Source organism: Vibrio sp. R10-SF1-ISO8 (assembly GCF_059833805.1).
The window spans coordinates 182,193-194,644 of record NZ_JCBDHL010000016.1 but is presented as its reverse complement, the minus strand read 5'-3'; the positions used below and the strand labels follow the sequence as shown (position 1 = coordinate 194,644).

Annotated in this window: 17 protein-coding genes; 5 read left to right on the top strand and 12 right to left on the bottom strand. The window is 44.7% G+C overall.

The genetic code is table 11. The features are described 5' to 3' along the window. The first annotated feature begins 1 nt into the window (after nucleotide 1). The 4 genes from AC6R00_RS12820 (at nucleotide 2) to crp (ending at nucleotide 3,064) form a co-directional block, all read left to right on the top strand. A complete protein-coding gene (locus AC6R00_RS12820) occupies nucleotides 2–979 on the top strand; it encodes a hydrolase (RefSeq protein WP_272786158.1) in 978 nt (325 codons plus the stop codon). A gap of 39 nt (nucleotides 980–1,018) precedes the next feature. Continuing rightward, on the top strand, nucleotides 1,019–1,231 hold the full coding sequence (locus AC6R00_RS12815) for a YheU family protein (RefSeq protein ID WP_171323672.1): 213 nt from the start codon (nucleotides 1,019–1,021) through the stop codon (nucleotides 1,229–1,231). Nucleotides 1,232–1,319: 88 nt separating this feature from the next. Beyond that, nucleotides 1,320–2,189, top strand: a complete 870-nt coding sequence (locus tag AC6R00_RS12810) for a phosphoribulokinase (RefSeq protein WP_171323674.1) — start codon at nucleotides 1,320–1,322, stop codon at nucleotides 2,187–2,189. A 242-nt stretch (nucleotides 2,190–2,431) separates the two neighbouring features. Beyond that, a complete protein-coding gene (gene crp / locus AC6R00_RS12805) occupies nucleotides 2,432–3,064 on the top strand; it encodes a cAMP-activated global transcriptional regulator CRP (protein WP_004410522.1) in 633 nt (210 codons plus the stop codon). A gap of 360 nt (nucleotides 3,065–3,424) precedes the next feature. Here crp and AC6R00_RS12800 read toward each other — a convergent pair whose 3' ends face one another. From AC6R00_RS12800 to AC6R00_RS12780, 5 genes are all read right to left on the bottom strand, one after another. Next, a complete protein-coding gene (locus AC6R00_RS12800) occupies nucleotides 3,425–4,216 on the bottom strand; it encodes a DUF1338 domain-containing protein (RefSeq protein ID WP_367938248.1) in 792 nt (263 codons plus the stop codon). A 183-nt stretch (nucleotides 4,217–4,399) separates the two neighbouring features. After that, complete coding sequence (gene astD / locus AC6R00_RS12795) at nucleotides 4,400–5,857, bottom strand: succinylglutamate-semialdehyde dehydrogenase (RefSeq protein WP_500640654.1); 1,458 nt, start codon at nucleotides 5,855–5,857, stop codon at nucleotides 4,400–4,402. A gap of 35 nt (nucleotides 5,858–5,892) precedes the next feature. Beyond that, nucleotides 5,893–6,912, bottom strand: a complete 1,020-nt coding sequence (gene astA, locus AC6R00_RS12790; RefSeq protein ID WP_500640653.1) for an arginine N-succinyltransferase — start codon at nucleotides 6,910–6,912, stop codon at nucleotides 5,893–5,895. A gap of 198 nt (nucleotides 6,913–7,110) precedes the next feature. Further along, the gene (locus AC6R00_RS12785; protein WP_004745848.1) at nucleotides 7,111–8,325 is read right to left on the bottom strand and encodes an aspartate aminotransferase family protein; all 1,215 of its coding nucleotides are present in this window, start codon (nucleotides 8,323–8,325) and stop codon (nucleotides 7,111–7,113) included. A 402-nt stretch (nucleotides 8,326–8,727) separates the two neighbouring features. Then, complete coding sequence (locus tag AC6R00_RS12780) at nucleotides 8,728–9,315, bottom strand: aminodeoxychorismate/anthranilate synthase component II (RefSeq protein WP_500640652.1); 588 nt, start codon at nucleotides 9,313–9,315, stop codon at nucleotides 8,728–8,730. A 223-nt stretch (nucleotides 9,316–9,538) separates the two neighbouring features. Here AC6R00_RS12780 and AC6R00_RS12775 point away from each other — a divergent pair, with 223 nt between their 5' ends. Then, a complete protein-coding gene (locus tag AC6R00_RS12775; RefSeq protein ID WP_500640651.1) occupies nucleotides 9,539–9,907 on the top strand; it encodes a hypothetical protein in 369 nt (122 codons plus the stop codon). A gap of 43 nt (nucleotides 9,908–9,950) precedes the next feature. Here AC6R00_RS12775 and AC6R00_RS12770 read toward each other — a convergent pair whose 3' ends face one another. The 7 genes from AC6R00_RS12770 to AC6R00_RS12740 form a co-directional block, all read right to left on the bottom strand. Continuing rightward, nucleotides 9,951–10,286 (bottom strand): DUF5992 family protein, encoded by a 336-nt coding sequence (locus AC6R00_RS12770; protein WP_500640650.1) that lies wholly within the window; start codon nucleotides 10,284–10,286, stop codon nucleotides 9,951–9,953. Next, entirely contained in the window at nucleotides 10,286–10,609 is a 324-nt protein-coding gene (locus AC6R00_RS12765) for a hypothetical protein (protein WP_500640649.1), read from the bottom strand. Before AC6R00_RS12765 ends, AC6R00_RS12770 begins: the two co-directional genes overlap by 1 nt. Nucleotides 10,610–10,621: 12 nt before the next feature. After that, on the bottom strand, nucleotides 10,622–10,960 hold the full coding sequence (locus tag AC6R00_RS12760; protein WP_500640648.1) for a hypothetical protein: 339 nt from the start codon (nucleotides 10,958–10,960) through the stop codon (nucleotides 10,622–10,624). A gap of 122 nt (nucleotides 10,961–11,082) precedes the next feature. After that, nucleotides 11,083–11,397, bottom strand: coding sequence for a hypothetical protein (locus tag AC6R00_RS12755; protein ID WP_500640647.1), 315 nt, complete (start codon nucleotides 11,395–11,397; stop codon nucleotides 11,083–11,085). A gap of 12 nt (nucleotides 11,398–11,409) precedes the next feature. Continuing rightward, nucleotides 11,410–11,736, bottom strand: coding sequence for a hypothetical protein (locus AC6R00_RS12750; protein ID WP_500640646.1), 327 nt, complete (start codon nucleotides 11,734–11,736; stop codon nucleotides 11,410–11,412). Nucleotides 11,737–11,772: 36 nt separating this feature from the next. After that, nucleotides 11,773–12,111, bottom strand: a complete 339-nt coding sequence (locus tag AC6R00_RS12745; RefSeq protein WP_500640645.1) for a hypothetical protein — start codon at nucleotides 12,109–12,111, stop codon at nucleotides 11,773–11,775. A gap of 19 nt (nucleotides 12,112–12,130) precedes the next feature. Beyond that, nucleotides 12,131–12,445, bottom strand: a complete 315-nt coding sequence (locus AC6R00_RS12740) for a hypothetical protein (RefSeq protein WP_272249883.1) — start codon at nucleotides 12,443–12,445, stop codon at nucleotides 12,131–12,133. Between the last annotated feature and the right edge of the window lie 7 nt (nucleotides 12,446–12,452).

Sequence of the window (12,452 nt, the reverse complement as noted above, 5' to 3'; positions counted from 1 at the left end):
TATGACTCATTTTGTTGCCGCTAAAGGATTAGCTAACCCACACCTACAAACGCTTGCTCCGCGCTTTATTCGCAAAAAAGCCCTGTTTGAACCAATCTGGCAAACCTTAGATACTCCGGATGGAGACTTCCTCGATATCGCTTGGAGTGAAGATATCAATGGCAAGTCAGCCAAAAACAAGCCGATTTTTGTTTTGTTCCACGGTTTGGAAGGATGTTTCTACAGCCCGTATGCTAATGGTTTGATGGATGCTTTTGCTAAGCAAGGCTGGCTGTCGGTGATGATGCATTTTCGTGGCTGTAGCGGTAAGCCCAACAAACTTGCTCGCGCCTATCACTCAGGAGAAGTGGAAGACGCCCGTTTCTTCCTTGAACATCTAGATTCGCTGTTCCCACAACAAACCAAAGTCGCGGTCGGGATTTCTCTTGGCGGTAATATGCTGGCCAACTACCTCGCTAAATACAATCAAGATCCTTTGCTTGATGCCGCCACTATAGTGTCTGCGCCACTCGACCTGTCTGCCTGCTCTGAGCGCATCGAACAAGGCTTTTCCAAGCTGTATAAAAACTATCTCCTATCATCGCTGAAGAAAAGCGCACTGCAAAAGCATCAACTGCTGAAAGGGGAGCTTGGATTGAGCTATCAAAACATCAAGCGCGTGACTAAACTGTACGAGTTTGATGACCTGATCACCGCCCCGCTGCATGGTTTCAAGGACGCAGAAGACTATTATCAGCGCTGCTCGGGCATCCATCGCCTAAAAGAAATCACTCTACCCACACAGATCATCCATGCGAAAGACGATCCGTTCATGACCGATGCTGTGATTCCAAAATATGTCTTGCCTGATAACATTGACTACCGACTGTTTGAACAAGGTGGGCATGTTGGTTTTGTTACCGGCAGCGCGTTAAAACCGAGGTTTTGGCTCGAAGAGGCACTACCTGCATACTATGAAAGTTTGGCTCTCTCTGCGTAGCCAATCACCTTGGCCTAAATCATAAAATAAGAGGTATTTATGATCGTTCCATGGCAACAAATCGAGCCAGCAACACTAGAAAATCTCATTCGTGAGTTCGTCCTGCGTGAAGGGACTGACTACGGGGATGTCGAGATCTCGCTGCAAGACAAAGTCGATCAAATACGTACCCAGTTGGAATCAGGGGAAGCGGTTGTTGTGTTCTCTGAACTGCACGAAACCGTTGATATTCAACTCAAACGAAAGTTTTAGTACTTTAGCGCATCGCATACAGTGACTGACCACTAAAGCGTGCTATAGTGGTTTTCGTTTAAAGGATTAGATTACGACAAGGTTTGTCATGTCAGCAAAACACCCGATTATTGCGGTTACTGGTTCCTCTGGAGCTGGTACCACAACGACTTCTGAAGCTTTCCGCAAGATGTTCAATATGATGAACGTTAAACCTGCATGGGTTGAAGGCGATAGCTTCCACCGCTTTACGCGCCCTGAGATGGATGTTGAAATCCGTAAGGCACGTGAGCAAGGTCGCCATATCAGTTACTTTGGCCCTCAGGCGAACGACTTCAATGGACTTGAAGAGTTCTTCCGCAAATACGGTCAAGAAGGCGTCGGTCAAATCCGCCGTTACCTGCATACGTTCGATGAAGCGGTTCCATACAACCAAATGCCAGGCACCTTTACGCCTTGGCAAGATCTGCCAGAAAACTCCGACGTCCTGTTTTATGAAGGTCTACATGGCGGTGTTGTCGATGGCGAGGTTAACGTATCACAGCATGTTGATTTTCTGATTGGCATGGTGCCTATCGTGAACCTTGAATGGATTCAGAAATTCGTTCGAGATACCCGTGATCGTGGTCACTCACGTGAAGCGGTGATGGACTCTATCGTCCGTTCAATGGATGACTACCTGAACTACATTACCCCGCAGTTTTCTCGTACTCATATTAACTTTCAACGTGTCCCTACCGTCGACACATCTAACCCGCTTAACGCCAAAGGCATTCCGAGTTTAGATGAGAGTTTTGTTGTTATCCGATTACGAGGCATTAAAAACGTAGATTACCCATATCTACTGGCAATGATTGATGGGGCATTTATGTCGCGTCATAACACGATTGTTGTCCCTGGCGGTAAGATGAGTTTTGCCATGGAGCTAATCGTTAAACCGATACTTCAACAGCTCATCGAAACGGGCAAAATTGGTTAATACCCACAGCTAGAACACGATTACTTTTCATACCGTGATCATGTGCACAGTTTTGCGTACTAAAACCCCAGTTGTACCCGATTAAAATCAAGAAATCGTTTTCGAAAAAGGATACTATTTCTTACCGAAACACAAGTTGGCTTGCAGCATTTGTAAAGTGCTCTTATCCTAGTAGGTCTTGATTAAGGCTTAGCTAAAATATGGAAAGCGGCAAGCGTACCCTGCAGAGGAAGTGAGATATTATGGTTCTAGGTAAACCTCAAACCGACCCAACATTAGAGTGGTTTCTTTCACATTGTCATATTCATAAGTACCCTTCAAAAAGCACGCTAATTCATGCGGGCGAGAAAGCTGAAACTTTGTACTACATCGTAAAAGGTTCAGTAGCGGTTCTTATTAAAGACGAAGAAGGTAAGGAAATGATCCTTTCTTACCTAAACCAAGGTGACTTTATCGGTGAACTTGGTCTATTCGAAGAAGACCAAGAGCGTACAGCATGGGTTCGTGCTAAATCTCCTTGTGAAGTTGCGGAAATCTCATTTAAGAAATTCCGTCAGCTTATCCAAGTGAACCCAGACATCCTAATGCGCTTATCTGCGCAAATGGCAAGCCGCCTACAAGTGACTAGCCAAAAAGTAGGTGACCTAGCATTCCTAGACGTAACTGGCCGTATTGCTCAAACGCTACTAAACCTAGCGAAGCAACCAGATGCGATGACTCACCCTGATGGCATGCAGATTAAGATCACTCGTCAAGAAATCGGTCAAATCGTTGGCTGTTCTCGTGAGACAGTAGGTCGTATCTTGAAGATGCTAGAAGAGCAGAACCTAATTTCTGCACACGGTAAAACTATCGTGGTTTACGGTACTCGTTAATTTCGATTAACCGCTAAAATTTTAAAAGCCACCAATGGAGACATTGGTGGCTTTTTTATCGAGAATCGAGAATCGAGAATCGAGAATCGAGAATCGAGAATCGAGAATCGAGAATCGAGAATCGAGAATCGAGAATCGAGAATCGAGAATCGAGAATCGAGAATCGAGAATCGAGAATCGAGAATCGAGAATCGAGAATCGAGAATCGAGAATCGAGAAAATTATGACTGATTAAGGACTCGTTCTGTCAACACCTTGTAGACATAAGGCTCTATCGCCTCACTACTAGCTCCCACCTCTCGAAGGACGAAGTCCGATCTCGACTCTCGCAGGGCGAAGCCCGAATCTCGCATCTACTCTCTACCCGTTCGTACTCTCGAAGATCTTGTCAGCAGAAGCTGCGACAAATCCTGGATAAAGTTCACCGTTGCTCATTGGGTAGCGCTTAGCAAACTCGTAGAAACCGCCAGGGATAATCTCTGTACCTTCAGTGAAGGTTACCGCGACTTTATCCGCCATCGTTGAAGATTGCTCTAGCAGCACATCAGGAGAGCCCTTCACTTCGCCACCAAACTCATTGATGGTAAAGCCGGAATCGCGTAGGTGGTCATTGACACCTTTTACTTCTTCAAACGCGTTGAGCTGATTGACGCTAACCGTAAAGTGGTTAGCGCCGTAACCATGCGCTGCTAACCAAGAAGCGTACTCACTTTCTTTCGCTAACGTCTGAAAGTCAGCAAAGCTGATGTCCCACAAACGACCGCCATACAAGAACTCATGACCTTTTAGCTTACTGGTGTCCAATTGCTCGACAAGCTTAGCGACAATAGCTTGTAGCTCGGCAGAACACTCTTCAACCTTCAATTCACTGATGAACACTTTTGGCTGTTTCGGGTCTGGGTGCTCATAATGTTTGGCAACAAGCTTCTTGCTTTCAAACACATAGTCACCGCATGGCTTGTAGCCTACGTCTAAGAATGGTTGTGCAAGGGTCGCAATGCCCAGGGGTTCTACATTGAAAGTGCGCAGAGCAATGTGGTCATTGATCAGCGCTTCGTCTTCTTGCAGAAGTTGGTGGACTTGTTCAGCAGAGGGACATAAGCGTTGAATATAGTCATTCCATAACTGTTGGAATAAAACATCTGGCGTCATAACGCCTCCTTGTAGGGGTGGTTTACGTAAATGGAGAATGAGTAGTTATCTGTTTAATTATAAAAAAGGCCATCCAACCAAATGTGTCCAGAAAGTTTGATCAGATAGCCTTCAGCCTGTGACGTTTCAAATGCCTCCCGGCTCGGGGAGGCGAGAAGGGAATTCCCTAAAATTTATGGTTTTTTATAGTTCAACACCTGGGCTTAGCGTTGCAGGAAGAAGTGTTTCTCCTCCTTCCATCGAAGCCATAGGGTAAGCACAGTAATCTGCTGCGTAGTAAGCACTTGGGCGTAAGTTGCCTGACGCGCCCGGACCACCAAATGGCGCATCACCGCTTGCACCAGTTAACTGGCGATTGCGGTTTACGATACCAGCACGAATATGGTCAACAAAGTATTCCCACTCACCGTCGTCAGTAGACACTAAACCTGCGGATAGACCAAAGCGAGTGTCGTTGGCTAACTCAACCGCTTTCTCTAGACCTTGGTAACGCACCACTTGTAGTAGTGGGCCGAAGTACTCTTCATCTGGTAGCTCAGCAATCGCGGTAACATCAATAATGCCTGGTGTTACAAATGCAGCTTCTCCGGCTTTAGCTTCAATTAAGCTCTCGCCACCTAGCTTTTGTAGATTTGCTTGAGCAGCAAGAATAAAGTCAGCAGCCGCTTTAGAGATCTGAGGGCCCATAAATGGTGCTGGCTCAGCAAATGGCTGATCGACACGAATCTTATTTGTTGCTTCCACTAGCTTGTTGACCAGTAAGTCACCTTTATCACCAACTGGAACATACAAACGGCGTGCACAAGTACAACGTTGACCCGCACTGATAAACGCAGATTGAATGATGGTGTAGACGGTCGCGTCCAACTCTCCGTAATTTTCAGAGATCACCATTGGGTTATTACCACCCATTTCTAGCGCGAGCATCTTACCCGGTTGACCAGCAAACTGCTTATGCAGGATATGACCTGTATTCGCGCTACCTGTGAACAGCACGCCATCTAAGCCTTTAGAATCAGCCAGTGCAATACCGGTTTCTTTAGCACCTTGTACTAGGTTGATCACACCTTTCGGCAGACCAACTTGATCCCACAATTTCATGGCAAACTCACCGGTTAGCGGCGTTTGCTCTGACGGCTTAAATACCACGGTATTACCTGCCAGTAGCGCAGGTACGATATGACCGTTTGGTAGGTGCCCTGGGAAGTTATATGGGCCAAAAACCGCCATAACACCTAATGGGCGATGACGAAGGACGATTTGGTTCCCAGCAGCTTCACGCTGAGCTTCACCAGTACGGTCATGGTAAGCTCGAATTGAAATCGCAATCTTACCTGCCATTGCCGCCGCTTCAGTACGAGTTTCCCAAATTGGCTTACCGGTTTCTTTAGCGATGATTTCTGCGATTTGTTCGCTGTTCTCTTTTACCTTTTCAGCAAAAGCAAGAACGATCGCTTCACGCTCAGCAAAGCCTAATTTTTTCCAGCCAACGAATGCACTGCGTGCCGCTGATACCGCTTGCTCTACTTGCTGCGGTGTTGCGCTTTCGCCTTGCCAGATAACTTCGTTGTTGTATGGGCTTTGTGAGTTCATCGACTCACCTTGACCTGCAACCCATTCGCCAGCAATCCAATGTGTCATAGCTTGTTCCTTCACATTTTCCTTAATACAAAGCTCTATTGAGCCAACATGCGAACGAATTCGCCTTCGTTAACTTTGAGGGCATTCGCCACTTCAGGAGACAAAATCACTGACTCTGAAGCCTGATCGTAAGCCGCTTTCGCCGCAGTTGCGCGGAAGTCTTCAAACGACGTGTTTGAGATCAAGTAGTCTTGAGAACTGTTGTGTTCCGCGATAGTGACTTTTGCTCTAAATGAGTGACGAACTGACTCGATATTGCGTACATCACACTCAACCGTTGGGCCGCCATCAAAGATGTCGACATAGTTACGACAAGTGAAGCCTTCTTTTTCCAACAGGCGTAACGCTGGCTTGGTGTTTTCATGCACTTGACCAATCACTTCTTGAGCCTCTTTGCTCAATAGGTTGATGTAGATTGGCAGCTTAGGCATCAGGTCAGCAATAAAGCCTTTCTTGCCGATACCAGTGAGGTAATCAGCCATAGTGAAATCAATCGAGAAGAAGTGCTCTTGTAGCCACTGCCAGAATGGTGAGTTGCCTTCTTCATCCGATACACCGCGCATCTCAGCAAAGACCGTTTTAGAGAATCTTTCAGGATGCTCCGCCATCATTAGAAAACGACACTTCGACATCAAGCGGCCATTCAAGCCCTGACGGAAAGAAGGTCTTAAGAACAGAGTGCAAATTTCACTGCAACCAGTGTAGTTGTTACCGAACGTCAGTAGCTTAACCACGTTATTCACACCCAGTTTTGGCGATGAGTGAACGACGGTACTGATATGGTAAGAGTAAAAAGGTACATCCCAACCAATAGATGCTTCAATCCCGGTACAACCAGCGACTTCGCCAGTCTCATTATCAAAGCCAACCATGAGATAGCCTTCATCACCCGGCTCGTTTACGTCCGGCTTAGTAAAGCTATATTCTGAATGAGTAATACGATTGGTTAACAATTCTTCGTTAACCGGTAGAGATGTAAATCCGTGACCCGATTCCACTGCGCATGTGTGCAGCGCATCGTAATCCGACATTGCGATAGGGCGAACAACCAGCATCAAAACTCCCTCCTGATGTAGTGAGCGCTAGGACTCATTGGTTATCGTTTTTTACTTTCACTTTTGTCATTCCCTACAGTGAGGAACGAACGTGATAGGGAATCTCTCAACACGATGCAAGAGATCCCCAACTCGGTCGTGCCTCCCTCTTGAGGATGACACTGTTTATATCGATATGAGTACTAGACTAGGTATTTCTTATTTAACTAGCGTCGCTAGAGCTTTATCTAGTCGCGCAAGTCCTTCGTTAATTTCTTCCGTGCTGATTACTAGTGATGGTGTGAAACGAACCACGTTTGCACCTGCCACTAGAACCATCAGACCTTCTTTACCTGCAGCGACTAACACATCACGTGCGCGGCCTTGCCACTCATCGTTAAGAGCCGCACCTAAAAGAAGGCCTTTGCCGCGAACTTCCGCGAACATGTTGTACTTATCATTAAGTTTAGCTAGGCCTTCGCGGAACAGGGCTTCACGCTCTGCAACGCCAGCCAATGTTTCTGGTGCACTTACAACATCAACCACGGCTTCAGCAACCGCACACGCTAGTGGGTTACCACCGTAAGTCGAACCATGAGTACCCACTTTCAGGTGCTTAGATAGCTCAGTAGTAGTTAGCATTGCGCCAATAGGGAAACCGCCACCTAGAGACTTAGCTGTGCTTAGAATATCTGGAGTCACACCCAGACCTTGATATGCGTAGAATTGACCAGTACGACCGTTACCTGTCTGTACTTCATCAAAAATCAGTAGGGCATTATGCTTGTCACATAGCTCACGAACTGTCTGAACAAATTCGTCAGTTGGAGAAATGATGCCGCCTTCGCCCTGAAGTGGTTCCATCATGATGGCACAAGTGCGATCTGAGATATGCTCACGAAGTGCTTCAACGTCATTGTATGGCAAGTGAGTGACATCACCTGGCTTAGGGCCAAAACCATCAGAGTAAGCCGCTTGGCCACCAACAGTTACAGTAAAGAAAGTACGGCCATGGAAGCCTTGTTTAAATGCGATGATTTCAGATTTTTCTGGGCCAAACTTATCAGCTGCATAACGACGCGCCAGTTTCAAAGCCGCTTCGTTTGCCTCTGCACCTGAGTTAGCAAAGAACACTTTCTCCGCAAAGCTGACTTCAGTAAGCTTTTTAGCGAGACGAAGCGCAGGCTCGTTAGTCATTACGTTACTTAAATGCCAAAGCTTTTGACCTTGTTCAGTTAACGCATTCACCATTGCAGGGTGACAATGACCTAGACAGCTCACGGCGATACCACCAGCAAAGTCGATGTATTCCTTACCTTGCTGATCCCAAACGCGAGCACCCTCGCCTTTTACTGGAATCATTTCCATTGGGTTATAACAAGGTACCATTACCTCATCAAACAAACCGCGTTCTACGTTATTTTCTACAGTCATTGCACATTCCCTCTTGATACCGCATGCATAGCGAATATGGTGTCCTTACTTCTATTCAATGAAATAAGATATTGTTTTGCTATTAAGCAATCACGGCATTGTATTTACATTTAATTAACCATTTCAATAGTGATTTATTCTTTTTAGTGCCCACTGCGGAGTCTGATAGTCACTACCTATGCGTATTTATGCATCACGCCTCTACTTTTATGAAGCAATATATTCTTATGGCTACGATAAGCTATGGTTAATCATAGTCCGGATAAGGGCTCTAGCGTAGACGCGACAAACTCTGCGCATACTTTTTCACAAAATATCCGCATGGTGAATTATGAAGGAAATGTTAAAAATAGTGATCTAAGTCAGGCTTTAACCAGACAAAAGACGGTCAAAGAGAGCGTTTTAAAGTGGCTGGCGAGCCAAAAAGTTAGCGAGGATCTGGTGGCCTTGCTCTGTTTTAATCGACTCAGGATGGAACTGTACCGCATCAATCGGCAAGGTTTTGTGCTGGTACCCCATGATCTCATCCATCGAGCCATCTTCAAGCTCTGTCCAAGCGGTAAGCTCAAAGCAATCAGGCAAAGAGTCATTCTTAACCACAAGCGAGTGGTAACGCGTTACCGTCAGCGGATTATTAAGTGTAGAGAACACACTGCGATCATTGTGACGAATTGGGGACGTTTTGCCATGCATTACCTGCCGAGCACGTACCACTTCTCCGCCAAACACCTGCGCAATCGCCTGATGGCCTAAGCAAACACCAAGAATCGGCAGCTTTCCCGCAAAATGCTCAATCGCACTTAACGAAATACCCGCTTCATTGGGCGTACAAGGCCCCGGAGAGATAACCAAATGGGTAGGATTCAACACCTCTATCTCTTCAAGCGTGATTTCATCATTACGCACTACCTTAACCTCTGCGCCCAGCTCACAAAAATACTGGTACAGGTTGTAGGTAAAAGAGTCGTAATTATCGATGATTAACAGCATTATTCGAAGACTAGCGTTGATAAATTTCTTGGTTAGGGGCGGTATTGTGCAATACAGAGCAAGAAAGGCAAGCGTTATCAGAAAGATAATTTCATCTTCAACTGTCAAAAAACAATTGATAGAACACGCAAATAATTAATAATTTTATATACATAAAACACATTTGTAATATCATGCGGATGCTCGTTATGGGCTAGGTCTATTCACACAATTAGAGATACCAATGAAAACAAAAACTATTCTAGCTGGCGCTCTATCTGCGTTACTATTAACTGCTTGTCAAAGTACATCCGAGAACACACTAACTCCAACTGCAAGCAAAGAAGTCATTGAAGAAGCGCGAAATGCCCTTTCTGCGCACGAAGAAATAACAGTTGATGGTGAAGGCTTTATCTCCTTAGTACAGACTCTGCCAAATGGCATGATGTGGGACAGAACCGTTACTAAAAAAGTGGGCCGTGAATTCTCTTGTGACAGCCTGCGTTACTTTGTAGAAAAAGGTATGGTTGTCAGTGTTCACTTTAAAGGTCGCCGTGGTCGCTTTGAACAATACGATGAAAATCGCTGCCTAGAAGAAGATCAATACCTATAAAAAAACCGCCACTTAATGTGGCGGTTTTTTTAGTTGTAAACTGCTATTTTTTTAAACGTATATATGCAGCATTGTGGCAACCAGTTCCTTGATAGTTATAAACATCCACTTTTGCACCTGTTGAAAATGCTGTAAGTGCAGCTGCGTATGCACGTTTATGTGTTTCAGTGGATGTGGTCGCCGTACGCGGAAAAAGAATATCTTTCCCCTTACATGGTCCCTCTCCCCCTTCCTGCCAAATGACAAAAACATCCTGATTTGAGCTGGTATTTGAAACTGATGTTATTACTGCATTTTCCACAAGATAAACTTGAGCCTGCACCAAAAACGCAGGGCTAAAAAGTAGGGTGAACAACACTAAGCATTTTGTTTGTTTCATCATTTAACCTTGATACTGTCAACGTCTTCTCCATCACTCCAGCGAATACAAGTATTCATGCCAACGACAGAAACCTGCTTTCCTGAAGCCTGAGCACTGAGTAACATCGAGTACTGCAATCGACCTGAGTTCGAGTTTTCATCCCGAATCATCCAATAAGAATGTGTTGCGCAAGGTGGTTGGCCTGTAGCAGCTTCACCAGATAATCCAAAATACACCAATCCATCACTTGCTCGCACCTCAACCCAGCTGACCGTTCCAGTTTGTTGACCTGAAAAAGCCGCTGAAGATAACAATATAAAAAGAAGAAGAACTGTTCTCATAGAAAGCCCAACCTAATCGTTAACTATACCCACATACACAGGGCCTGGTGCTGAACCGTAATACGGCAGAGTCTGACAAGTGTATTGGTCACCAGAATAATAAGTAGCGATCTTCTTGCCCGTCGACTGAGCCGTCAGTAAAACACTCAGCATCCCCTTACAAGATTCAGGGTTAACTCCTTTCCAGTGATCTTTAACATTACACATCACCGTGTAGTCATTGCGGTATGTAGTGAAGACATTCACACTCCCATTGTGGTATTGCAAGACATTCTTAACCTCACCAGAACACTGAATATCAGCCATTGCGGCTGGACTAACCAACAACAAAGCCAGTAGTAGTTTTTTCATTTGCTTATCCTTAATTATTCAAATTCTACGTAGGCGTTTATAGCTCGCCTCGACAATATTCCACCCATACTTGGTCTGTGCCACAGCCTCTGGTTATCACAATGCGACAAAGCAGTTACTCACTATTCAATATAAACATCTTTGATTCTGTACCATCCGCCTTCACACCCCTCAATCACTATTTTGACGTTATCTTGAGTTGCTTTTGCTGAGAGCAATGCCGACTTAAAAATATTTGCTGAATTACCTAACCCTGCCCACCCATTACTATTAGGACATTGATCCGATTTCTTTGCGTTAGGAAAACCGTTTGTCAGGGTGACTGCTATGGCTCCATTCGGGTTTACAAAAACGCTTTTTATCTTTCCCGTATCAACCGAATAGTTAGCAAAACTTGATGATGAAAATAGTAAGAGTAGTAATATTAGTTTTTTCATTTTCATGTTCACCTATCGAGCGCGCTCTTGAACGATGTATTCCAACTGAAAGTGGTGACTGTCTGTACAAACACCACGCGCCTTAATTGGCCTGTTTGTCGCTTGAGAGGCCAAAATAACACTCAGCATTCCTTCTGATGCAGGTACTTGATGTTTTCTATAGAATATAAACGCTGCTTTAGGGCATCCAGGTGCTCCCCAGCCTTCTAACGATTTAAAATAATAGACACCGCCAGCGCCATCTATTTGAATATTGTCCACTAACCTAGCTTCCGTCCACTCAGCTGCCATTACAGGCTGACTAGCAATCAAGCCTATAAATAAAAAAAACTTCTTCATATATATTCCTATCTCTCTAGCCAATAATCAGTTTTGCTATTTAACAATACCCACATAAACAGGGCGCGGTGCTTGCCAATACGTTGGGATGGTGTCGCATGTATATTGATTACCGCTATAGTAAGCTTCAATCTTCTTACCAGTTGATTGCGCTGTTAAAAGTACGCTCAATACACCGCGACATGTTTCTGGGTTGGTGCCTTTATGATGTTGATCGATATTACACATCACCATATAACCTTTTCGATAAGAGGTTAAAACGTTCACGGAGCCATCTGTGTATTGAAGAACATTATGAACCTCACCTTGACAGGTAATATCTGCAAGAGTGGTACTGCTAAATAGTAAAGCGAATAATAAAAACAACTTTTTCATTTTAATTCTCAGTTATCAATTACATCGAAATAGCTCGAATAAGTGGTGCTCTATGAGTGCCAGATGCTTCACACGCATTCCAATAATTTATACTCACTGGCTGTTTTGCGACACGTGCTGCTAAGACAAGGCTTAATACATGATCAAATAAAGGGTTTCTTGAATCTATAATAAATCGGTTGGAGTAAGCTGAGCAATCCGGTTTAGTTGGCATGTCTGTTGGAACATATATCAACAATTCCGTATAGGAAACACCACTAGGAGTTGTATTGGTTTGTGGATAAATGAGAATGTTTGATAGCTCACTATGCATAGTGTAGTTTCCAACAGCCATAACACTT

Coding starts and splice junctions, on each gene's coding strand:
- astA (WP_500640653.1), bottom strand. CDS start 6,912: ATGCTGGTTGTTCGCCCTATCGCAATGTCGGATTACGATGCGCTGCAC.
- AC6R00_RS12780 (WP_500640652.1), bottom strand. CDS start 9,315: ATGCTGTTAATCATCGATAATTACGACTCTTTTACCTACAACCTGTAC.
- AC6R00_RS12750 (WP_500640646.1), bottom strand. CDS start 11,736: ATGAAGAAGTTTTTTTTATTTATAGGCTTGATTGCTAGTCAGCCTGTA.
- AC6R00_RS12760 (WP_500640648.1), bottom strand. CDS start 10,960: ATGAAAAAACTACTACTGGCTTTGTTGTTGGTTAGTCCAGCCGCAATG.
- AC6R00_RS12800 (WP_367938248.1), bottom strand. CDS start 4,216: ATGACGCCAGATGTTTTATTCCAACAGTTATGGAATGACTATATTCAA.
- AC6R00_RS12815 (WP_171323672.1), top strand. CDS start 1,019: ATGATCGTTCCATGGCAACAAATCGAGCCAGCAACACTAGAAAATCTC.
- AC6R00_RS12740 (WP_272249883.1), bottom strand. CDS start 12,445: ATGGCTGTTGGAAACTACACTATGCATAGTGAGCTATCAAACATTCTC.
- AC6R00_RS12820 (WP_272786158.1), top strand. CDS start 2: ATGACTCATTTTGTTGCCGCTAAAGGATTAGCTAACCCACACCTACAA.
- AC6R00_RS12775 (WP_500640651.1), top strand. CDS start 9,539: ATGAAAACAAAAACTATTCTAGCTGGCGCTCTATCTGCGTTACTATTA.
- AC6R00_RS12745 (WP_500640645.1), bottom strand. CDS start 12,111: ATGAAAAAGTTGTTTTTATTATTCGCTTTACTATTTAGCAGTACCACT.
- AC6R00_RS12755 (WP_500640647.1), bottom strand. CDS start 11,397: ATGAAAAAACTAATATTACTACTCTTACTATTTTCATCATCAAGTTTT.
- AC6R00_RS12785 (WP_004745848.1), bottom strand. CDS start 8,325: ATGACTGTAGAAAATAACGTAGAACGCGGTTTGTTTGATGAGGTAATG.
- AC6R00_RS12810 (WP_171323674.1), top strand. CDS start 1,320: ATGTCAGCAAAACACCCGATTATTGCGGTTACTGGTTCCTCTGGAGCT.
- AC6R00_RS12770 (WP_500640650.1), bottom strand. CDS start 10,286: ATGAAACAAACAAAATGCTTAGTGTTGTTCACCCTACTTTTTAGCCCT.
- astD (WP_500640654.1), bottom strand. CDS start 5,857: ATGACACATTGGATTGCTGGCGAATGGGTTGCAGGTCAAGGTGAGTCG.
- crp (WP_004410522.1), top strand. CDS start 2,432: ATGGTTCTAGGTAAACCTCAAACCGACCCAACATTAGAGTGGTTTCTT.
- AC6R00_RS12765 (WP_500640649.1), bottom strand. CDS start 10,609: ATGAGAACAGTTCTTCTTCTTTTTATATTGTTATCTTCAGCGGCTTTT.